General features: G+C 61.3%; 11 protein-coding genes. 8 read left to right on the top strand and 3 right to left on the bottom strand.

The genetic code is table 11. The features are described from left to right. Window position 1 precedes the first annotated feature (1 nt). Both MITSMUL_RS07340 and MITSMUL_RS07345 read left to right on the top strand, forming a co-directional pair. A complete protein-coding gene (locus tag MITSMUL_RS07340) occupies window positions 2-2,242 on the top strand; it encodes an alpha-galactosidase (protein WP_005841385.1) in 2,241 nt (746 codons plus the stop codon). A 165-nt stretch (window positions 2,243-2,407) separates the two neighbouring features. Continuing rightward, the gene (locus MITSMUL_RS07345) at window positions 2,408-3,052 is read left to right on the top strand and encodes a YczE/YyaS/YitT family protein (RefSeq protein ID WP_005841386.1); all 645 of its coding nucleotides are present in this window, start codon (window positions 2,408-2,410) and stop codon (window positions 3,050-3,052) included. A 42-nt stretch (window positions 3,053-3,094) separates the two neighbouring features. Here the strand turns inward: MITSMUL_RS07345 and MITSMUL_RS07350 are convergent, their stop codons facing one another. Continuing rightward, window positions 3,095-3,991 carry an AraC family transcriptional regulator gene (locus MITSMUL_RS07350; RefSeq protein ID WP_005841387.1) on the bottom strand — a complete coding sequence of 299 codons (897 nt, stop codon included), beginning with the start codon at window positions 3,989-3,991 and terminating at the stop codon, window positions 3,095-3,097. 238 nt (window positions 3,992-4,229) lie between these two features. Here MITSMUL_RS07350 and MITSMUL_RS07355 point away from each other — a divergent pair, with 238 nt between their 5' ends. The 6 genes from MITSMUL_RS07355 to MITSMUL_RS07380 all read left to right on the top strand — a co-directional run bounded on the left by MITSMUL_RS07355 (window position 4,230) and on the right by MITSMUL_RS07380 (window position 11,171). Then, entirely contained in the window at window positions 4,230-5,189 is a 960-nt protein-coding gene (locus tag MITSMUL_RS07355; protein ID WP_005841388.1) for a bile acid:sodium symporter family protein, read from the top strand. Window positions 5,190-5,358: 169 nt separating this feature from the next. After that, complete coding sequence (locus MITSMUL_RS07360; RefSeq protein ID WP_005841389.1) at window positions 5,359-6,348, top strand: asparaginase; 990 nt, start codon at window positions 5,359-5,361, stop codon at window positions 6,346-6,348. A gap of 40 nt (window positions 6,349-6,388) precedes the next feature. Continuing rightward, on the top strand, window positions 6,389-7,297 hold the full coding sequence (locus MITSMUL_RS07365; protein ID WP_005841390.1) for a LysR family transcriptional regulator: 909 nt from the start codon (window positions 6,389-6,391) through the stop codon (window positions 7,295-7,297). A 206-nt stretch (window positions 7,298-7,503) separates the two neighbouring features. Continuing rightward, a complete protein-coding gene (locus MITSMUL_RS07370) occupies window positions 7,504-9,354 on the top strand; it encodes an FAD-dependent oxidoreductase (RefSeq protein WP_005841391.1) in 1,851 nt (616 codons plus the stop codon). 2 nt (window positions 9,355-9,356) lie between these two features. Continuing rightward, window positions 9,357-10,301, top strand: a complete 945-nt coding sequence (locus tag MITSMUL_RS07375) for a succinate dehydrogenase/fumarate reductase iron-sulfur subunit (RefSeq protein WP_005841392.1) — start codon at window positions 9,357-9,359, stop codon at window positions 10,299-10,301. A gap of 3 nt (window positions 10,302-10,304) precedes the next feature. Further along, window positions 10,305-11,171: a CoB--CoM heterodisulfide reductase iron-sulfur subunit B family protein gene (locus tag MITSMUL_RS07380; RefSeq protein ID WP_005841393.1), complete on the top strand. Its 867-nt coding sequence runs from the start codon at window positions 10,305-10,307 to the stop codon at window positions 11,169-11,171. Window positions 11,172-11,259: 88 nt separating this feature from the next. Here MITSMUL_RS07380 and trpS read toward each other — a convergent pair whose 3' ends face one another. Both trpS and MITSMUL_RS07390 read right to left on the bottom strand, forming a co-directional pair. After that, window positions 11,260-12,264 carry a tryptophan--tRNA ligase gene (trpS, locus tag MITSMUL_RS07385; protein WP_005841394.1) on the bottom strand — a complete coding sequence of 335 codons (1,005 nt, stop codon included), beginning with the start codon at window positions 12,262-12,264 and terminating at the stop codon, window positions 11,260-11,262. Between the two features lie 370 nt (window positions 12,265-12,634). Beyond that, window positions 12,635-14,383 carry an NADH-dependent [FeFe] hydrogenase, group A6 gene (locus MITSMUL_RS07390; protein ID WP_040636293.1) on the bottom strand — a complete coding sequence of 583 codons (1,749 nt, stop codon included), beginning with the start codon at window positions 14,381-14,383 and terminating at the stop codon, window positions 12,635-12,637. Between the last annotated feature and the right edge of the window lie 15 nt (window positions 14,384-14,398).

A 14,398-nucleotide genomic window follows, 5' to 3' on the forward strand; every position in this document is an offset into this window, starting at 1 on the left:
TATGGGCATCTCTTTTGCGGCGGCGACTCAGCAGTTCCATCTCTACAACGACAGGATCAGCTATGTCATGAAGGTCCTGCGCGACGGCCATCTCGGCCAGCTCTATTTCGGCGCGCGCCTGCCGGAAGACCGCGACTACGGGCACTTTGTCCACACGGATTACTACCGTCCGACGACGGCCTATGTCTTCGACAATGAGTACGGCTTCTCGCGCGAGCACCTGCGTCAGGAGTACCCCTCGTATGGCACGACGGACTTCCGCGAGGGTGCGGTGGAGCTCGCGCAGCCGGACGGCAGCCACATCACGGACTTCTGCTACGTCTCGCATGAGATCGTCGCGGGCAAGCCGAAGCTGCCGGGTCTGCCGGCCACGTATGTGGAGGCGGACGACGAGGCGGATACGCTCCTCGTGCGGCTGCGCGACGAGAAGACGGGCGTCGAGCTCGTGCTCTCGTACACGATCTTCCACGACTTCGACGCGATTGCCCGCAATGCTTATTTTACCAACAAGGGCAGCGAGACCGTGGCGCTCACGCGCGCGATGAGCCTCGCCATCGACCTTCCCGATGCGGACTACGACTTCGTGCAGTTCTCGGGCTGGTGGGGCCGCGAGCGCCAGAAAAGCGTCACGCACCTGCGCCCCGGCATCCAGTCCATCGGCAGCCTGCGCGGCCAGTCGAGCCACGTCCACAATCCGTTCTTCATCCTCAAGCGCCCACAGGCAGACGAGCAGCAGGGCGAGGCCATCGGCTTCTCGCTCGTCTACAGTGGCAACTTCCTCGCGCAGGCAGAGGTCGACACCTTCGATGTCACGCGCGTGACGATGGGCATCCATCCGCAGGAGTTTTGTTGGCAGCTTGCGCCGAACGATTCGTTCCAGACGCCGGAGGCCGTCATGGTCTGGTCGGACCACGGCCTCAACGGCATGAGCCAGAACTTCCACAAGCTCTATCGCACGCGCCTGGCGCGTGGTGTCTGGCGCGACAAGGTGCGCCCCATCCTCATCAACAACTGGGAGGCCACGTACTTCGACTTCGATGAGGAGAAGCTCGTGCGCATCGCCAAGACGGCGCATGATGTCGGTGTCGAGCTCTTCGTCCTCGACGACGGCTGGTTCTCCACGCGCTGCGGCGAGACGAGCGGCCTCGGCGACTGGTGGCCGAACACTGACCGCTTGCCGAACGGCATCACGGGCCTCGCCGAGCGCATCAACGCGCTCGGCATGAAGTTCGGCCTCTGGGTCGAGCTCGAGATGGTCAACAAAGACAGCGAGCTCTACCGCGCGCACCCCGACTGGATCCTGCACACGGAGGGCCGCCATGCTTCGCATGGCCGCAAGCAGTACGTGCTCGACTTCTCGCGCCCGGAAGTCGTCGACTACATCCACGACTCCATCTACAAGGTCCTGAGCACGGCGAAAGTCGACTACATCAAGTGGGACATGAACCGCAGCATCACGGAGTGCGGCTCGGCCGGCTGGGGCCCGGAGCATCAGGGCGAGATCTTCCACCGCTACATCCTCGGTGTCTACAGCCTCTACGAGCGCCTGACGCATGAGTTCCCGAACATCCTGTTCGAGTCCTGCGCATCAGGCGGCGGCCGCTTCGACCCGGGCATGTTCTACTATGCGCCGCAGTGCTGGACGAGTGATGACTCCGACGGCGGCGAGCGCCTGCGCATCCAGTACGGCACGAGCTACGCTTACCCAGTGTCGTTCATGGGCTCGCACGTCTCGATCGCGCCGAACCATCAGATCTTCCGCGAGACGAGCCTCAAGCTGCGCGGCGATGTCGCTTACTTCGGCACGTTCGGCTACGAGCTCGACCTCGGCAAGCTCTCGGCCAAGGAGCTCGAGGAGGTCCGCGAGCAGATCCGCTTCATGAAGAAGTACCGCAAGCTGATCCAGCAGGGGACGTTCTACCGCCTCAAGGACCCGTTCACAGGCAACGTCGCGGCCTGGATGGTCGTCTCGGATGACCGCCGTCAGGCCATCGTCGGCTACTACAAGATGCTCGCGCATCCCTGCACGCCGTACACGTGGATGAAGCTCGCCGGCCTCGATGAGACGGCCGACTACAAGGTCCGCATCGATGACCATGAAGAGATGGGCGTGTTCACGGGCGCCGAGCTCATGCGCGCCGGCCTCGACACGACGGACTTCTCGGCTGGCGAGCAGAGCCACGAAGAAGGCAAGCACTGCTCGGACTTCTGGTCGCGCCTCTTCGTTCTTTCGGCAGAGTGAGGTTTCAACCTGTCAACAAATTTCCGTGAACACCTAACAGATGAGGATGGAAATGCGCCGTCAGAACGACTACAATATCAAATAGTTCGTGGAGAACCCACGGACGAAATGAGATTGAAGATGGATCTGTCCCTCTAAAGATATAGAAGGAAGAGGAGAGAAAACATGAAGCGAGAGATGAGACGTAGGCTTATGGCATTCAGCGGCGTCATGATCTGCGGTGCTAGCGTTGGCATATTCCAGAAGATTGCACTTGGCGTAGACCCGTTCACGTGCTTTGTCACGGGCATTGCCAACGTGTTCGGTTCGACGTACAGCACCTGGTACGTGATCCTGACGGGAATCATGCTCGTGGGCGTCGCTGCGCTCCACCGCCATTACATTGGCTTTGCGACACTCATCAATCTGTTCCTGACGGGCGTGGCGGCCGATGCGATGCACGGCCTGCTGGACCTCTTGTTGCCGGACCCGACCTTTGGCACGCGCTGCCTGCTCATGGCATTCAATGTCTTGCTCATGAGCCTCGGCGCTTCGCTCTACTACGTGGCGAATCTTGGTGTCTCGGCCTATGATGCTGTCGCCCTGATGGCATCGGAGTGCTACCATATCGCATCGTTCCGCGTCTGCCGCGTCACGACCGATGTCTGCTGCGTGGCCGTCGGCTTCTTCCTCGCGGCGGATGTCGGCCTCGGTACGGTCATCACGGCCTTCTTCATGGGGCCTGTCGTGCAGTGGTTCACTGAGCATCTGGCCCTGCCGCTGCTCAATGGCCGCACGCCTCGCAAACAGGTTGTGCCGCGCGAGGCTTGAACTTCCTTGAACTTCTATGATAAAAAAGTCCTGACGACTGTGTCAGGACTTTTTTGCATGCTTTTTGCCAGTTGCTTCAGCTGAGGAAGGCGGTTCTGTCGCTTGCAGGTAGGAGCTCTGCTGTTGACGACGATAGGCGGTGGGGGTCATGCCGGCCTTGCGCAGGAAGGCGCGCTGGAAGGAGTCGCTCTTGGCGTAGCCGCACGAGTAGGCAATCGACTCGACGGAGAAGGTCGTCGTCTCGAGCAGATGCCTGGCCTTGGTGAGGCGGCAGTTCTGGATGTACTCGTGGGGCGAGCAGTGCAGGTAGCGCTTGAAGAGCGTCGTCACATAACTGCGGTTGAGGTTCATGTAGTCGGCCAGTTCCTGCACGGTGAAGGGCTCCTCGAGATGCGTGCGGATGAAGTTCGTCATGTGTGAGATGTAGGCGTTGTTGTCGGCGGGCGGCAGCAGGTCGCGCTGCGCCTCGGCGAGCACGGAGAGGAACTGCATCAGCAGGCCGAGGCGGTAGTAGCGGCCTGAAAGCGTGAAGCTGTTGTGCGCGAGCATGTCCTGCACATAGGCGGCGAGCTTTGCGCCCTGTTCTTTGGTACAGGTGTAGATGGGATCCGCTTGGCTGAGCCTGAGCGAGGCGATGATCTCTGCGGCACGGCTGCCGTTGAAGGCCACCCAGATGTAGGTCCAGGGCTCCTTCGCATCGCTCTCATACGTCGTCTGGTAGTCCGGCTCGATCAGGAAGCCCTGTCCCGCGTGCAGGCAGTACGTGTGCTGATTGGCTTGGAATGTTCCCTTGCCTGCGAGGATGAAGTGGATCAGGTGATAGGAGCGAACGGCCGGTCCGTAGCGATGGCCGGGCCCCGTGACCGAATGGCCGAATGTCGTCAGGAAGAGATCGCTCTCTCCCGCTGGGGGCACGTTGATCGACTGCATATCTTCCATATAGGATATCCTCCTGTTCTCATGATGAGTTTATTATATCATGTTTGTCCCATGTTCTGGCAGAGTGTCTTGGCGAGCCCTCTCATGATGCAGATAAAGCAAGAGGCCATCTGATGAGGACAAACAGAATAAAATTTTTGCAAAATCCATTGACATTTATGGATTACAGTTGTATGATTGTAAACAATCTACCAAGAACTCATAACGGTATACAAAATGCTTGAAAGGGGACGAACTTATGCAGTTTTTAGAGAAACTCAGTAATTTCATATCGAAGTACATGGCGGTCTTCGTCATTCTCGTCGCTGCGATCGCTCTGTTCCAGCCATGGACGTTCAAGTGGGCGGCGCCGAACATTGCGCTGCTGCTCGGTATCGTCATGTTTGGCATGGGCACGACGCTGCGCCTGCGCGATTTCCGCCTGGTCTTCCAGCGCCCGAAGGATGTCTTCGTCGGCGCCCTGGCCCAGTTCACGATCATGCCGGGCCTTGCGTGGCTGCTCGCCAAGGGCTTTGGCCTGCCGCCAGAGCTCGCCGCAGGCGTCATCCTCGTCGGCACCTGCCCGGGCGGCACATCGTCGAACGTCATGACGTATCTGGCGCGCGGCGATGTTGCACTGTCCGTCTCGATGACGATGACGACGACGATCCTCGCACCGGTCGTCACGCCGCTCTTGACCTGGTGGCTCGCGGGTGCCTGGGTTGACATCTCCCTCTCGGCTATGATGATGTCGATCGTCAAGGTCGTCATCGTGCCGATCGTCGGCGGCATCCTCGTCAACTCGCTGTTCGGCAATGTCGTACAAAAGTACGTCAAGCTCCTGCCGCTGATCTCCGTCGTGGCCATCGTCTTGATTGTCGGCGGCGTCGTCGCTGTCAGCTCGCAGCGCATCATGGAGACGGGCGCCCTGATCATGCTCGTCGTCATGCTCCACAACCTGCTCGGCTATGCGCTCGGCTTTGGCATCGCCAAGGCGCTCCGCATGGATATCGCCAAGGTCAAGGCCATCTCCATCGAAGTCGGCATGCAGAACTCCGGCCTCGCTACTTCCCTCGCCATGATGCACTTTGGCGCAGCAGCAGCGATTCCGGGTGCCATCTTCAGCGTATGGCACAACATCTCGGGCTCGCTCGCCGCGAACTACCTCTCCAGCCGCATGACGAAGGAGAAGGAAGAAGAACCGGCAACAGAAGCCTGATCACCATCATTACCCCCTATTATCGTAAAACCCATAAATTCACCGAAGTCAAAAGGAACTCCCATGACGCCGCAACTGCCACGCGCGCATGGGAGCTCTTTTTTTGCGGAAATACATCATGTTATAATGAAAAAAATGTGTTGGAAAGAAGAAAGGGAAGGGAATCACGATGAAGAAACACATCTACATCCTCGCGACAGGCGGCACGATTGCCGGCAAAGCCGCATCAGAGGCGGCGACGACGGGCTACGAGGCGGGGGCCATCGGCATCGCGGACTTGCTCGCTGCCGTGCCGGAGCTCCGCCAGTATGCGGACGTGGAGGGGGAGCAGATTGCCTCAATCGACAGCAAGGACATGACTTCAGCAATCTGGCTGCGGCTCGCCGCGCGCTGCAAGGAACTGCTCGCGCGCGAGGACGTCGACGGCGTCGTCATCACGCACGGCACGGACACGATGGAGGAGACGGCGTATTTCCTGCATCTGACGGTTCACAGCGCGAAGCCAATCGTGCTGACGGGAGCCATGCGCCCCGCGACGGCACTGAGCGCCGACGGCCCGATGAACCTCCTGCAGGCCGTGCGCGTCGCTGCCACTGACGAGGCCGTCGGCCAAGGTGTCCTCATCGTCCTCGATGGCACAATCGAGAGCGCCCGCGATGCCGTCAAAATGCACACGACAGCGCTCGATACCTTCCAGTCGCCCGAGGTTGGCGCGCTCGGCAGCGTGCACGACGGGGAGCCCGTCTTCTACCGGGGTCCCTTGCGGCGCCATACGGCTCAGAGTACTTTTTCTGTCGAGGGCGTCATCGAGCTGCCGCGCGTGGCCATCCTCTACGCCCATGCCGATGACGACGGCTTCCTCGTCGAAGCGGCCGTGCAGTCCGGCTGCCAGGGCATCGTCTACGCGGGCATGGGCAATGGCAGCATCCCCGCGCGCGCGGAGGCGGCACTCGCCAGGGCCGCTGCAGAGGGGGTTGCCGTTGTGCGCAGCACGCGCAGCGCGGCGGGGCGCGTCACGCGCGCCGAGGCATCGTACGAGGCGAATGGCTTCATCGCGAGCGACACACTGAATCCAGCGAAAGCGCGCGTGCTGCTGCAGCTCACCCTGCTGCAGACTGACGACACTGCAGCCATCCGCAAGATGTTCAAGATTTATTGATTGGATTGATACGATAGATAAGATAGATAGGAGCATGCATATGATTGATGAACACGAATGGCGCAGTGTCCTGCAGGTCGCTAAGGACGGGACCTTCTCGGCTGCGGCCAAGCACCTCTACATCTCGCAGCCGTCGCTCTCGCAGTGCATCAAGAAGGTCGAGACGGAGCTCGGCGTGCGTTTGTTCGACCGGAGCCAGACGCCGCTCGCGCTGACGACGGCCGGCGAGATCTACGTGCGCCAGGCCAAGGAGATCCTGCGCATCCGTCAGGCGCTCGTGCAGGAGGTCGCCGATCTCTCCGAATTGCGCACGGGCAGCCTGACGATCGGCAGCTCGCGCACGCGTTCGGCTTGTTTCCTCATCGACCCGCTCGTCGCCTTCCACCGCCAATATCCGGGGATCCAGCTGGCCATCAAAGAGGCGCCCGTGCGGACGCTCGAAGAGTACGCTGCTGCCGGAACCGTTGACTTCGCCCTGCTCTATGACAGCTCGCTGCGCGCGGACTTCGATTCGGTGGAGCTCTGCCGCGAGCGCACGATGCTGGCCCTGCCGAAGTCGCATCCGCTGGCCAGGGCTTATGCCGAGGACGATGTGCAGGGCTTCCCGCGCATCTCATTTGCCGCGATGGACGGCGAGCCCTTCATCCGGCTGCAGCCGCGGCGGCAGATGGCGGAGGTCTACGACAAGCTCTGCAAGATTTCCGGTGCCGAGCCGCATGTGATCTTCGAGGCGAACAGCATCATCGAGGCGTCGGAGCTCTGCGCGGCCGGCCTCGGTGCAACGCTCGTGACCGACATGCTCGTGCAGAGCTGGCGCTGGAAGGAGCAGGCTTTCTTCTTTGAGCTCGAGGAAGAGGTGGAGGAGCGCCATCTGATGGCCGTCTACAGCCGGCAGCGCCAGCTCTCGCTCGCCGCGCAGCGCTTCATCGACTTCCTGCTGCACGACTGATGGACTGATGCCAAGCTGTACCCTGACCTATAGGTTTCTTGAATAGAGATTATAAGCAGAATGTATTTTCTCGATAGCTGTGTTTAATGTTAGAATAGGAATGTCCAATAAATACAAGGAATCATCCATCGTAAATCAGAATGAACAAGAGATATGCTCGTTGAGCATCTGATCATCAACGGAATTGAAATCGGGAGGGGACAGCAATGTCAAGGGAAATTTCGCGTCGTACCTTCATCAAAGGCGCAGCGGCAGCCGGTGTCGTCCTGGCAGCGGGATCGTACTTCACCTGGAATGGCCGGAATATACCAGAAAAAGTCCAGCGCGGCGACGTCACGTACGACGTGCTGATCATCGGCAGCGGCGGTGCCGGCATGCGCGCCGCACTCGCAGCTGCGGAGAACAAGGACCTCAAGGTTGCCGTGCTGACGAAGCTCGTGCCGACGCGCTCGGCATCGACGATGGCGCAAGGCGGCATGAACGGCGTCACGGGCGTCACGGACCCGAACGACAGCTTCGAGTCGCATGCCTTCGATACAATCAAGGGCGGCGACTACCTCTGCGACCAGGACGCTGTCGAGTACTTCGTCGAGCGCGCCGGCAAGAACATCTACGAGATGGACTACATGGGCTACCCTTACAACCGTCAGGCTGACGGCCACTTCCACCAGCGCAAGATGGGCGGCCATGCCCATGCGCGCGCTGCTTACTTCGAGGACCGCGCCGGCCACGCGATGGTCCACACGCTCTTCGAGCAGTGCCTCGCGCACGACATCGACTTCATCTCCGAGTGCCAGATGCTCGAGATCTCGATGGCGGGCGAGAAGAAGGACAAGCTTGCGGGCGTCATCGCCATGGACATGCGCAGCGGCAACATCATCGGCATTCCGGCAAAGACGATTATCATCGCGACGGGCGGCTACGGCCGCGCCTACTGGGTCCGCACGTCGAACCCCTACAGCTCGACGGGCGACGGCATCGTCGCCGGCATGAACGTCGGCATTCCGTTCAAGGACCCCGAGATGGTCCAGTTCCATCCGACGGGACTCGCCGTCAACGGCGTCCTGCTCTCCGAGTCGAGCCGCGCCGAGGGCGCATTGCTCATCAACAAGGACGGCGAGCGCTTCATGCAGAAGTACGCGCCAGAGAAGATGGAGCTCGCGACGCGCGATATCGTCGCCCGCGCCATCGCGACGGAGATCGAGCAGGGCCGCGGCATCGGCGAGGGCATTACCGCGGGCGTCTACCTCGACTTCACGAAGATCCCGCCCGAGCGCATCCACGAGCGTCTCGGCCAGGTGGCCGACCTCTCACTGCGCTTCGCCGGCGTCGACATCACGAAGGAACCTGTCCTCATCAGCCCGACCTGCCACTACTCGATGGGCGGCCTCGAGATGGCGGACTTCCATACGGGCGAGACGCGCGTGCCGGGTATCTACACGGCCGGCGAGTGCAGCTGCGTCTCGGTCCACGGCGCCAATCGCCTCGGTGCGAACTCCCTCTCGGAGGTCCTCGTCTTCGGCCATACGGCCGGTGACGGCGCGGCGGCCTACGCCAAGGCGCACCAGTACGAGGGCAGTCAGGATCAGCTGACGAAAGATAGCAAGAAGTGGCTCGATTCCTTCGAGGAGGTCACTTCGCGCCCGCACGACGGCAACCGTACGGTGCCGGAGATCCGCGACGACATGGTCAAGACGATGTGGTTCAAGGCTGGCGTCTTCCGCAATGGCCCGGACCTCGAGGCGGCTGCCAAGGAGCTCTCGGTCCTTGAGGACCAGTACAAGAATTGCTACGTCGGCGATACGTCGCACGTCTACAACACGGCCTACGAGCAGTATGTCGAGCTCGGCAACCTTCTGCAGATCTCGCAGGCCATCGTCCAGGGCGCCATTGCCCGCAAGGAGAGCCGCGGTGCGCACACGCGCCGCGATTACCCGAAGCGCGATGACCAGAACTTCCTCAAGCACACGCTCGTCTTCAAGGAGGACGGCAAGTACCGCTTCGAATACAAGGATGTCGTCGTCACGAAATATGAGCCGAAGGAAAGGAAGTATTGATCATGGCTACACTGAGAATCCATCGCTTCGTAGAAGGGCGCAAGTGGGTGCAGGACTACAAGGTTGAGGTCACGAAGGGCATGACGGTCCTCGAGGCCTTGATCAGCATCAAGGAGCATCAGGACCCTTCGCTTTCCTTTACGTGCTCCTGCCGCTCGAGCATCTGCGGCGCCTGCGCCGTGCGCGTCAACGGCAACGCTGAGCTCTCGTGCGAGAAGCTCGTCTCTGACCTCATCGCGCGTTACCAGACCGAGATCTTGACGATCGAGCCGCTCGGCAATTTCCGCGTCATACGCGACCTCATCGTCGACTGGGACCCGAAGTACGCGCGCATCAAGAAGGTCAAGCCCGTCGTGCACCCGAAGGACGAGTTCAGCGCGGAGGATGGCTGCCGCCAGTCGCCGGCTGATTTTGACAAATACAAGAAATACGCCGGCTGCATCCTCTGCGGCTCGTGCGTCTCGGAATGCAACAAGAACACGCTAAACCAGAAGGACTTCCTCGATCCGTTCGCCTTCGTCAAGGCAGAGCGCATCACGGCGGACTCGCGCGACAAAGACACTGAAGAGCACCTCAAGGCCGTCCTCGACACCGGCCTCTGGCGCTGCTTCAACTGCCAGGAGTGCACGGCGAAGTGCCCGAAGCACCTAGACCCGGCCGGCGCCATCGAGAAGCTCAAGGCTGCGACCTTCAAGTACCACCTCGACGACAATGTCGGCGCGCGCCATGCGAAGGCCATCTACGATGATATCCAGGAGTCGGGCACACTCGACGAGTCGAAGCTCAACATCAAGTCGGAGGGCTTCTTCCTGGCTGGCCTGCGCGCCCCGATGGCCCTGCGCCTCATGCGCGTCGGCAAGATGAATCCCTTGGAGTCGCACCCGGTCAATCCGGAAGTCAAGACCGTCGCTGCCATCGTCAAAGCGGCAGAGAAAGAGGAGGAGTAAGCGATGAAATTTGCATTTTTCCCGGGCTGTGTCCTCAAGGGGGCCGCAGCCGAAGCCTATACCTCCATGCAGAAGGTATGTGATGCGCTCGGCATCGAGCTCGAGGAGATCCCGAACTGGACGTGCTGCGGCGCCTCGCATGCGCAGGGCGTCAACGACCTCGCGGCGCTCGCCGTCAATGCCCGCAACATCTCAATCGCCGAGAACATGGGCCTGCCAATCTTGACGGTCTGCAACACCTGCACGCTGCAGCTGCGCACGGCCAAGTACCGCCTCGACCACGACAAGGACCTCCGGGACAAGGTCAACGCCATCCTCAAGGAAGCGGGCCATCCGTACGAGTACAAGGGCACGAGCGAGATCACGCATTTCCTCTGGGTCCTCGACGATCATCCGGAGCTCTTCGAGGGCAAGGTCACGGACGCCCTGCAGGGCACGAAGATCGCTGCCTATTATGGCTGCCACATCCTGCGCCCGCAGGACATCATGCACCATGAGGACGGCAAGTACCCTGAGTCGCTCGAGCGCCTCGTCCGCCGCCTTGGCGGCACGCCGGTCTGGTTCGACGCGCACCGCAAGTGCTGCGGCTTCCACGCACAGCTCGCTGCTGAGCACGACGTGCTGACGGTGACGGGCCAGATCGTCGACAGCGCCGGCCGCGCCGGTGCCGACCTCATCGTCACGCCATGTCCGCTCTGCCAGATGCAGCTCGACATGTACGAGCCGGAGGGCCGCGACGCCGTCCAGTCGTCCGTCGAGATCCCCATCCTGCACCTGCAGCAGCTCATCGGCCTCGCGCTCGGCATGAGCAAGAAGGACGTCGGCTTCGACCGCCACATCTCGGCTCAGGAAAAGCTCAAGATCGGCTGAAGCACCATAAGGCAACGTCACACATCATATACATACACAAAAAGGCATGCCCTCATCTCAGGGGCATGCCTTTTTTGTGTCGGTAGGATTATTTCTCGAGCAGCAGGCCGACGCGTTTCTTGACCTTCGTCAGCGTCTTGTTGGCGATGTAGGTGGCGCGCTCTGCGCCCTTGCGCATCTCTTCTTCGAGGTAAGCGCGGTCTTCCATGAGGCGCGCGAAGTTCTCGCGGATCGGGCGCAGCTCGTCGGCCACGCTCTGGCCGACAGCGGCCTTGAAGTCGCCGTAGCCCTTGCCCGCAAACTCGGCTTCGATCTCTTCCATCGTCTTGCCCGTGATGGCCGAGTAGATCGTCATGAGGTTGCTGACGCCCGGCTTTGCCTCCGGGTCAAAGCGCACGCAGGCCTCGCTGTCCGTGACGGCGCTCTTGAACTTCTTGAGGATGGTCTTCTCATCGTCGAGGATGGAGATGGTGGCCTTCGGATTCGTGTCGGACTTGCTCATCTTGCTCGTCGGGTCCTGCAGGCTCATGACGCGCGCGCCGGCCTTCGGGAAGTAGCCTTCCGGCAGCTTGAAGACCTCGCCGTACGTGTGGTTGAAGCGCGTGGCGACGTCGCGCGTGAACTCGAGGTGCTGCGTCTGGTCGGCACCGACCGGCACGTAGTCCGCCTGATAGAGCAGGATGTCGCCGGCCATCAGGGCCGGGTAGGTGAAGAGGCCGGCATTGATGTTGTCCGGATGCTTGGCCGACTTATCCTTGAACTGCGTCATGCGAGAGAGCTCGCCGAACTGCGAGCAGCAGTCCATGATCCAGCCCATCTCGGCATGGCACTTGTTGTGGCTCTGGACGAAGACGAGGCTCTTCTCCGGGTCGATGCCGCAGGCGAGCAGCAGCGCAAATGCCTCGCGCGTCTGCTGGCGGCGCTTCTGCGGGTCGATGTGGATCGTCATGGAGTGCAGGTCGGCGATGAAGTAGTAGCAGTTGTAGTCCTCCTGCATCTGCTTCCAGCTGCGGACGGCGCCGAGGTAGTTGCCGAGCGTGAAGACGCCCGTCGGCTGGATACCGGAGAGGATGATTTTCTTGTTGTTTTCCATGATGAAACTTCCTTTCTGCTGATCTGTCAGGAAAACAAAAATCCCTGACAGTACAAGAGATACTGTCAGGGACGAAATTTCTCGCGGTGCCACCCTGCTTCATGGACGAGCCATGCACTTAGCGGAGCACAGGCATGCTCCCGGCAACTGACGCGTGCCTTACGTCGCATCCTACTGCACTTAGCGTCTTGAAAACGCCAAGAGGTTCAGTGCGCCCTCAGCGACCCATTTGCCAGACTGCATGCCATCCGGATCCCAGCTCCCCGGACTCTCTGCGGGCGCTCATCTGACGTTATCCTCGCTTCAACGGTTTTACATTGCCTATACCATACCACTGCGCGCAGCGTCTGTCAAGCAGGCGCTGCGTGCCTCAGAACGGGTAGGCCTTCGGCACGGCGCGGTAGCCCGTGTGCAGCAGTTCGTGGGCCTTGCCCTCACCTGGCTCACCGAGGAAGTCGCGGTAGAGGACCTGCAATTCAGGATTCTCGTGTGACTTGCGGACGGGCAGGCTGCGGTCAATCTCGTAGAGCGCCTGCATGCGCTTCTTCTTGACGGCATTCGTCGTGCCGATTGGCTGTCCGCCGCCGCCGATACAGCCGCCGGGGCAGGCCATGACCTCGATGAAGTCATAAGGTGAGATGCCCTTGCGCACCTGCTCCATGAGGATCTCGGCGTTCTTGAGCGTGTGTGCGATTGCGATGTGCAGCGTGCGGCCGCCGAGTTCGAGCGTGCATTCCTTGATGCCTTTGAAGCCGCGCGCCTCCTGGAAGTCGAGGCGCTCGAGCGTCTTGCCCGTCAGCTTGTCGCAGACCGTGCGCAGGGCGGCCTCCATGACGCCACCCGTCGTGCCGAAGATGGCACCGGCGCCGGAGGCCGTGCCGAGCGGGCTGTCGAATTCCGTCTCGGGCAGTTGGCCGAAGGAGAGGCCGACGTACTTGATGAGCTTGATGAGCTCGCGCGTCGTCAGCACGATGTCGACGTCTGGCCGTCCGTCGCGGCCGAGCTCCGGGCGGGCCGCCTCGAATTTCTTCGCCGTGCAGGGCATGACGGATACCGTCACGATGTCCTTGACGTCGATGCCGGCCACCTTGGGGTAGTACGTCTTGGCGACGGCGCCGAAGATGCTCATCGGCGACTTCGTCGACGAGAGGTGGGGCAGGCAGTCGCTGTAGTGCTTCTCGACGTAGTAGACCCAGCCCGGGCAGCACGAGGTCATCATCGGCAGCACGCCGCCATGTTGCAGGCGGTCGAGGAACTCCGTGCCCTCCTCCATGATCGTGAGGTCCGCGCCGAAGTTTGTGTCGAAGACTTTGTCGAAGCCGAGGAGATGCAGGGCCGTGACCATCTGTCCCGTGACGATGGCGCCCGGCTCCATGCCGAAGGCATCGCCCAGGGAGACGCGCACGGATGGCGCGACCTGCACGATGACGTGCTTCTTCGGGTCCTGCAGCGCGTCGAGGACCTTCTCCGTGTCGTCCTTCTCGACGAGCGCGCCTGTCGGGCAGACGAGGCTGCACTGGCCGCAGAGGATGCAGTCCGTCGTCTCCATCGGCTTATTGTAGGCCGTCGTGACGACGATGTCGCTGCTGCGCCCCGCGTACGTCAGCGCCGCAATGCCCTGCACGTCCTTGCAGGCGCGGATGCAGCGGCCGCAGCGGATGCACTTCGACGGGTCGCGCACGATGGCGGGATTTGTCACGATGCGCGGCTCCTCCTTGCAGACGGACGGCAGCGAGGAGTGCTGGATGTTGAAGCGGCTGCAGAGGCGCTGCAGGTCGCAGTTCTGGTTGCGCGGGCAGGAGAGGCAGTCCTTGTGGTGGTTGGCGAGCATGAGCTGCAGGATGGCCACCTGCGTGTCGCGGACGATTTGCGTGTCCGTGTGGACCTCCATGCCCTCCCAGACCTCCGTCGAGCAGGCCGCGAGCAGGCGGCGCTTGCCGACGACCTCGACCGAGCAGAGGCGGCAGCGCGCCTTGATGCGCTGGTCCTCATGGTAGCAGAGGTGCGGGATGTCGATGCCGAGCTTCTGCGCCGCCTGCATGATCTTCGTCCCCTTGGGCACGGCCAGCGGGATGTTGTTGATGGTCAGATGGACCATCTCTTGTTCTTGATTTGTCATTTTTGTAGCTTCCGT

It is taken from the genome of Mitsuokella multacida DSM 20544, from assembly GCF_000155955.1.
GTDB classification, from domain to species: domain Bacteria; phylum Bacillota; class Negativicutes; order Selenomonadales; family Selenomonadaceae; genus Mitsuokella; species Mitsuokella multacida.

What these genes read in the sequence shown, in the direction of transcription:
- MITSMUL_RS07340 (WP_005841385.1), top strand. Translation starts at nt 2, where the DNA reads ATGGGCATCTCTTTTGCGGCGGCGACTCAGCAGTTCCATCTCTACAAC.
- MITSMUL_RS07375 (WP_005841392.1), top strand. Translation starts at nt 9,357, where the DNA reads ATGGCTACACTGAGAATCCATCGCTTCGTAGAAGGGCGCAAGTGGGTG.
- MITSMUL_RS07350 (WP_005841387.1), bottom strand. Translation starts at nt 3,991, where the DNA reads ATGGAAGATATGCAGTCGATCAACGTGCCCCCAGCGGGAGAGAGCGAT.
- MITSMUL_RS07355 (WP_005841388.1), top strand. Translation starts at nt 4,230, where the DNA reads ATGCAGTTTTTAGAGAAACTCAGTAATTTCATATCGAAGTACATGGCG.
- MITSMUL_RS07360 (WP_005841389.1), top strand. Translation starts at nt 5,359, where the DNA reads ATGAAGAAACACATCTACATCCTCGCGACAGGCGGCACGATTGCCGGC.
- MITSMUL_RS07365 (WP_005841390.1), top strand. Translation starts at nt 6,389, where the DNA reads ATGATTGATGAACACGAATGGCGCAGTGTCCTGCAGGTCGCTAAGGAC.
- MITSMUL_RS07390 (WP_040636293.1), bottom strand. Translation starts at nt 14,383, where the DNA reads ATGACAAATCAAGAACAAGAGATGGTCCATCTGACCATCAACAACATC.
- MITSMUL_RS07345 (WP_005841386.1), top strand. Translation starts at nt 2,408, where the DNA reads ATGAAGCGAGAGATGAGACGTAGGCTTATGGCATTCAGCGGCGTCATG.
- trpS (WP_005841394.1), bottom strand. Translation starts at nt 12,264, where the DNA reads ATGGAAAACAACAAGAAAATCATCCTCTCCGGTATCCAGCCGACGGGC.
- MITSMUL_RS07380 (WP_005841393.1), top strand. Translation starts at nt 10,305, where the DNA reads ATGAAATTTGCATTTTTCCCGGGCTGTGTCCTCAAGGGGGCCGCAGCC.
- MITSMUL_RS07370 (WP_005841391.1), top strand. Translation starts at nt 7,504, where the DNA reads ATGTCAAGGGAAATTTCGCGTCGTACCTTCATCAAAGGCGCAGCGGCA.